Origin of the sequence: Parafannyhessea sp., from assembly GCF_051876455.1 — a bacterium.
Taxonomy (GTDB): domain Bacteria; phylum Actinomycetota; class Coriobacteriia; order Coriobacteriales; family Atopobiaceae; genus Parafannyhessea.
Genome location: NZ_JBJEHW010000020.1, coordinates 1 through 5,947 on the forward strand (window position 1 = coordinate 1; position 5,947 = coordinate 5,947).

Below are 5,947 nucleotides of genomic sequence, written 5' to 3' on the forward strand. Positions count from 1 at the left end.
TCAACCACCCCTCCGAGGTCGTCAAGGTCGGCCAGGAGGTCGAGGTTCAGGTTCTCGACGTGGACCTCAACCGCGAGCGCATCTCCCTCGGCCTCAAGCAGACCACCGAGGATCCTTGGCGCACCCTCGTCAAGAAGTACCCCGTGGGCGCCATCGTCGAGGGCACCGTCACGAAGCTCGTCACCTTCGGCGTGTTCGTCGACCTCGGTGACGGCGTCGAGGGCCTCGTCCACATCTCCGAGATGGCGAAGCAGCACGTCGACCAGCCGTCGCAGGTCTGCTCCGTGGGCGACAAGGTGCAGGTCAAGGTCATGGAGATCGACCTCGACCGTCGCCGCATCTCCCTGTCCATGAAGGCTGCCGCCGAGACCCTGGGCTTCGAGGTCGAGGTCAAGCCGCTGGACAAGCCCGAGGAGGACGAGAAGAACGACGCCGAGTAGCCGTCGCTCGTTCCTAGCTTGAACCATGGCGAGGGGTCGCAGCCGCGGCCCCTCGCTTTTCTCGATTGGAAGCTTTGCCGTGGTCTCGCCGTCGGCGCGTAAGAACCTGTCATAATGGGGCAGGATAGAGACTATGGCTAGTGCGCGGCCGTGCCGCGCGAGGGAAACTGCGAGAGGCTGGTTTCATGGACAACTTCAAGGGCAAGTTCGAGGAATTCATGCGTGGGCGCAACGGCGCGGACGAGCTGGGCGTCGCCTGCCTCGAGCTCGCCGTGATCCTGGCGATCATCAACATCTTCGCGGGCAACGGCGTGATCTACCTCATCACCATCGTCCTTCTTGCCTACGCGATCTTCCGCATGGTGTCCACCAACGTCAACCAGCGCCGCCGCGAGAGCATGGCCTTCGCGGAGAAGCTCGGTCCCGTTCGCCCGTGGATATCGAACCCCGCGGCCGCGTACAAGAACGCCCGCACGTACAAGCACGCGACCTGCCCCAACTGCCACCAGAGGGTGCGCGTCCCCAGGGGCAAGGGCCACATCCGCATCACGTGCCCGCGCTGCAAGCAGAAGTTCGACATCCACTCGTAGCGGCGGGGCCAAGGAGGGCCGTCGCAACGAGTCTGCAGCTAGAAGTCGTGCCGGTCGCACCTGGGGTGCGGTCGGCACGTTTCGTCTGGCGTCGGCCTTGGCGGGGTAGAAGGACACGCCCACGTGCCTTCTCTCTGTTCGTTTTCCGCAGGCGCGCCGCGGGGCCGCGTGGCGTGGGAAGATAGTGGACCCAAGTCTGTGGTCTGTGTCGAGGGGTGGTCCGGATGTACGTCGTGTTCCTGGCGGGTGGCATCGCTTCGGGCAAGTCCACCGTGGCGCGCGAGCTCGAGCGGCTCGGCGCGTGGCGCATCGATCTCGACAGGGTCTCGCGCGAGGTGCTGGAGCCCGGTGGCGAGTGCACCCAGGCGATAGCGCGCGAGTTTGGCGAGGACCTTCTTGACCCCACGACGGGACAGCTCAGGCGCGGGCTCCTCGCACGGCGCGCGTTCGCCACGGACGAGGGTGCCGCACGCCTGGAGCAGATCGAGCTGCCGTACATACGGCGCAGGCTCGAGGAGGTCCTGGGGGACGACGGCTGCACGGACGCCGTGGGGCGCCCCAAGGTGGCCGTGGTCGAGGTGCCCCTGCTCGATCGGATGGAGGACGCCCTTGACCTCGCGGACGAGGTCGTGTGCGTGACGTGCCCCCTCGAGCTCAGGAGGGTCCGCGCGCAGGGCCGCGGCATGGACCCGGAGGACTTCGACGCGCGGGCGCGGCGCCAGCCAACGGACGACTACCTCAGGTCCAAGGCGGACGTCGAGTTCGCGAACGCGGGGGGCGAGAAGGACCTCCTGAGCCAGGTTGACGCCTGGTGGGAGGCGCACGAGGCAGACGACTGGAAGACACGGGAGAGGTGAGCGGCAGATCATGATGAAGGAGCGCTTCTGGCGCTGGTACAGGACGATCCCCATCGTCTGCATGCTGCTCGCGTGCCTGTTGTCCGCCGCATCGAACCTGCTGCCGTCCAAGGTCATACGCACGTTCTTCTATCCCGTCAAGTACTCGGACGTGATCGAGCAGGCCTCGCAGCGCTACGGCGTGGACGAGTACCTCATCTGCGCGGTCATCAAGTGCGAGTCCAACTGGGACGCGAGCGCGACCTCCAACGCGGGGGCAGTGGGGCTCATGCAGCTCATGCCCTCCACGTCCGAGGCCGTCGCCAAGATGGGCTCCGTGGACAGCTCCACATACTCGCCGGACAACCTCACGGACCCCACCACCAACATCATGTACGGCACGGCCTACCTCGCGTACCTGCAGAAGAACCTCAGCACGCGCGACCAGGTCATCGCGGCCTACAACGCGGGGCTGGGCTCCGTGTCCAAGTGGCTCGCCAACGGGAGCGACATCTCGCAGCACATCCAGTACTCCGAGACGGCCTCCTACCTCGTGCGCGTGAACGAGGCCTACGACCGCTACAAGGAGTTCTATCCCTCGGGAATATCGGAATCCCAGTAAGCCCCGCAGCCTATATGGGTACACTTGTTCTAATCTGGTTCTTCTCACCTTATGGTGCTTGACGTTGGGGGAGCGATGGCGAAGGCATCGGTTTCGGATAGGTCCTTCGTGGACGAGGAGGGGCACACCGTCACCTACGAGCCCCTGGCGGGCACGCGCGAGGCCAAGGAGCGCTACGGCGCGGAGCTGAAGCGCTTTGGCCTCGAGCATGGGGACGAGAAGCTCGAGGTGGTCTCGCCGTACCAGCCTGCGGGCGACCAGCCCAATGCCATCGCGAGCCTTGCCAAGGGCGTGAAGGACGGCCTGCGCTACCAGACGCTCCTGGGCGTCACGGGCTCCGGCAAGACGTTCACCATGGCCAAGACCATCGAGGCGGTCCAGAAGCCCACGCTCATCATGGAGCCCAACAAGACGCTCGCCGCGCAGGTGGCGAGCGAGATGCGCGAGCTCTTCCCCAACAACGCCGTCGTGTACTTCGTGAGCTACTACGACTACTACCAGCCCGAAGCCTACGTTCCGCAGACGGACACGTACATAGAGAAGGACGCCTCCATCAACGAGGAGGTCGAGAAGCTCCGCCACCAGGCCACGTCGAGCCTCCTCAGCAGGCGCGACGTGATCGTGGTGGCGTCGGTCAGCTGCATCTACGGCATCGGCAGCCCGCAGGACTACGCGGGCCTGGCGCCAAACGTGGACAAGAGCGTGCCGCTCGAGCGGGACGACCTCGTGAAGGAGCTCATCGACATCCAGTACGACAGAAACGACTACGACCTGCAGCGCGGCATGTTCCGCGTGCGCGGGGACACCGTGGACGTCTTCCCGCCCTATGCGGAGAACCCACTGCGCATCAGCTTCTTTGGCGACGAGGTGGAGCTCATCGCGGAGATCGACGGCGTCACGGGTGAGATCGTGCGTGAGTACGACGCCATCCCCATCTGGCCCGCGTCGCACTACGTCACGGCGCGCCCCAAGATCAACCACGCCATCAAGACGATCGAGGAGGAGCTGGAGCACCGCGTCAAGGAGCTGAAGGACAACGACATGATCCTCGAGGCGCAGCGGCTCTCGCAGCGCACGAGCTACGACATCGAGATGCTCGAGACCATGGGCTACTGCTCCGGCATCGAGAACTACTCGCGTCACATGGACGGGCGTAAGCCCGGCGAGCCACCCTACACGCTGATCGACTACTTCCCGAGCGACATGCTCTGCATAATAGATGAGTCCCACGTGACGGTGCCGCAGATCCGCGGCATGTACGAGGGCGACCGCTCGCGCAAGGTCACGCTGGTGGACCACGGCTTCCGCCTGCCCTCGGCACTCGACAACCGACCGCTGCGCTTTGACGAGTTCGAGCAGCGCATCCCGCAGTTCATCTACGTCTCCGCGACGCCGGGCGACTACGAGGAGAACGTGAGCCAGAACGAGGTCGAGCAGGTCATCAGGCCCACGGGCCTCCTGGATCCGGAGGTCGAGCTCAGGCCCGTGAGGGGCCAGATCGACGACCTCCTGGACGAGATCAAGGTGCGCGTGGCGCGCAAGGAGCGCGTGCTCGTGACGACGCTCACGAAGCGCATGGCGGAGGACCTGACCGACCACCTGCTGGACGAGGGCATACGCGTCAACTACATGCACTCGGACACCGCGACGCTCGATCGCGTGGACATCATCCGGGACCTGCGCCTGGGCAGGATAGACGTGCTCGTGGGCATCAACCTGCTGCGCGAGGGCCTCGACATCCCGGAGGTCTCGCTCGTCGCGATTCTCGACGCGGACAAGGAGGGCTTCCTCAGGAACCGTCGCTCGCTCATCCAAACGATGGGCCGTGCGGCGCGCAACGCACACGGCAAGGTCATCATGTACGCGGACAGCGTGACGGACTCCATGCGCGAGGCCATGGACGAGACGGCCCGTCGCCGCAGCATCCAGATGGCGTTCAACAAGGAGCACGGCATCGTCCCCAAGACCATCAAGAAGTCGATCACGGACGTCACGAGCTTCATCGCGGAGGCGGACGAGACCCTGGGCACGAAGTCGCGCGTGGACGGCAAGTTCTTCACGGCGGCCGGGGGAGAGAGCCAGGAGGCCCTCGACGCCGCGGAGGGGGAGCGCGAGCGGACCATCCAGTCCGTGGCGGACGAGCTGCTGGCCCTGCCCAAGCAGGAGGTGGCCCAGGTTATGGGTTCGCTCCAGGACGAGATGCTCCAGGCCTCGGCCGACATGGACTTCGAGCGCGCCGCCAAGCTCCGCGACCAGATTGTGGAGCTGCAGGCACGAATGAACGGTACGAGCGAGAAGGACGTGATGGACCGGCTGAAGGCTGGCGCCAGGAAGGGCTCCGCCCACGCCACGAGGCGGCACTACAAGCGGAAGAAGCACTAGGGGGTCGGCCCCTCGGGTTCCACGGCGACATACGCTTCGCGAAAATGTCGCCTTAGGAACCCGAGGGGCCGACTCGGCAGTTGCTACGGTCTGTCGTGGCGCCTCGTGTCAGGAGCCCGTCACTGCGCGTGTCTGCGGTGCTCTGCCAGCGTCTCCACGAGCGCATCCGCGGTAGTCTCATTGTGCATCTGGACTGGAGGCTCATCGGTGAACGACGACGTCCGTTACAGGAGGGCGTGCGCTCATGGTTGGTGCCCAGGATATCTATCTAGCCGAATTTGACGGGCCACAGCGGCGCACGGTGTACGTCGAGGTCATGGGCGAGTAGTCGAGGGCACGCCATCACGGCAACGGAGCCTGCGACAAGAAGGTGCCCCGGGACCCCTAAGGAGACATTTCGCGAAGCGTATGTCGCCGTGGGGTCTCGGGGCACCAATCATTGGCATATGGGCCCGTAGCTACCTCGAGCCCTCGTTCTTCTCGCCCGCAAGCCTCGTGCGCACGATCTTGACGGCGCGCTTGGCCTGGTAGGGCAGGATGGCCTTCATCTTGTCCTCGGCGGCGTACATGGTGGACGCCTCGGGGACGTCGCGCGTGAGGTGGATCGCGTCGAACTCGCAGCGCGTGGTACAGAGTCCGCAGCCGATGCACTTGTTGGTGTCGACGATGCTGGCACCGCACTTGAGGCAGCGCGCGGTCTCCTTGTGGATCTGCTCCTCCGTGAACTGGCGGCGTGGGTCGTGCCAGTTGTGGTCGATCGAGGTGACCTTCTGGCAGGCGGGAACCTGGCGTCCGGCGTGGTCGTAGTCGCCGGGGGCGAGCACGACCTCGTCCTTGTTGAGCTCGACGTAGTGGCGCGGGTTGCGCCCGAGCGTGAGCGAGGAGCCGGTCTGCACAAAGCGGTGCATGCTGATGGCGGCCTCGTGGCCTGCGGCGATGGCGTCGATCACGAACTTGGGGCCGGTGTAGACGTCGCCGCCCACAAAGACGTCGGGCTCGTCCGTCTGGTAGGTCTTGGGGTCGGCCACGGCGCCGTTGCCGCGCCCGAGCCTGACCTTGCTGCCCTTGAGCAGGTCG

The 5,947-nt window shown here is 65.4% G+C and carries 6 protein-coding genes; 5 read left to right on the forward strand and 1 reads right to left on the reverse strand.

Going from position 1 to position 5,947, the window contains the following annotated elements; genetic code table 11:
• The 5 genes from ACI38Z_RS00820 to uvrB form a co-directional block, all read left to right on the forward strand.
• Nucleotides 1-440, forward strand: a 440-nt coding sequence (locus ACI38Z_RS00820) for a S1 RNA-binding domain-containing protein (protein ID WP_439788295.1), incomplete at its 5' end; no start/stop codon positions are given.
• A gap of 185 nt (nt 441-625) precedes the next feature.
• Complete coding sequence (locus ACI38Z_RS00825; RefSeq protein ID WP_439788296.1) at nt 626-1,030, forward strand: hypothetical protein; 405 nt, start codon at nt 626-628, stop codon at nt 1,028-1,030.
• Nucleotides 1,031-1,254: 224 nt separating this feature from the next.
• Complete coding sequence (gene coaE / locus ACI38Z_RS00830; protein ID WP_439788297.1) at nt 1,255-1,887, forward strand: dephospho-CoA kinase; 633 nt, start codon at nt 1,255-1,257, stop codon at nt 1,885-1,887.
• Between the two features lie 10 nt (nt 1,888-1,897).
• Nucleotides 1,898-2,488 (forward strand): lytic transglycosylase domain-containing protein, encoded by a 591-nt coding sequence (locus ACI38Z_RS00835; RefSeq protein ID WP_439788298.1) that lies wholly within the window; start codon nt 1,898-1,900, stop codon nt 2,486-2,488.
• A gap of 75 nt (nt 2,489-2,563) precedes the next feature.
• Nucleotides 2,564-4,870, forward strand: coding sequence for an excinuclease ABC subunit UvrB (gene uvrB, locus ACI38Z_RS00840; RefSeq protein ID WP_439788299.1), 2,307 nt, complete (start codon nt 2,564-2,566; stop codon nt 4,868-4,870).
• A 458-nt stretch (nt 4,871-5,328) separates the two neighbouring features.
• Here the strand turns inward: uvrB and ACI38Z_RS00845 are convergent.
• Nucleotides 5,329-5,947, reverse strand: a 619-nt coding sequence (locus ACI38Z_RS00845; RefSeq protein WP_439788300.1) for a 4Fe-4S binding protein, incomplete at its 5' end; no start/stop codon positions are given.

What these genes read in the sequence shown, in the direction of transcription:
- ACI38Z_RS00825 (WP_439788296.1), top strand. Translation starts at nt 626, where the DNA reads ATGGACAACTTCAAGGGCAAGTTCGAGGAATTCATGCGTGGGCGCAAC.
- coaE (WP_439788297.1), top strand. Translation starts at nt 1,255, where the DNA reads ATGTACGTCGTGTTCCTGGCGGGTGGCATCGCTTCGGGCAAGTCCACC.
- ACI38Z_RS00835 (WP_439788298.1), top strand. Translation starts at nt 1,898, where the DNA reads ATGATGAAGGAGCGCTTCTGGCGCTGGTACAGGACGATCCCCATCGTC.
- uvrB (WP_439788299.1), top strand. Translation starts at nt 2,564, where the DNA reads ATGGCGAAGGCATCGGTTTCGGATAGGTCCTTCGTGGACGAGGAGGGG.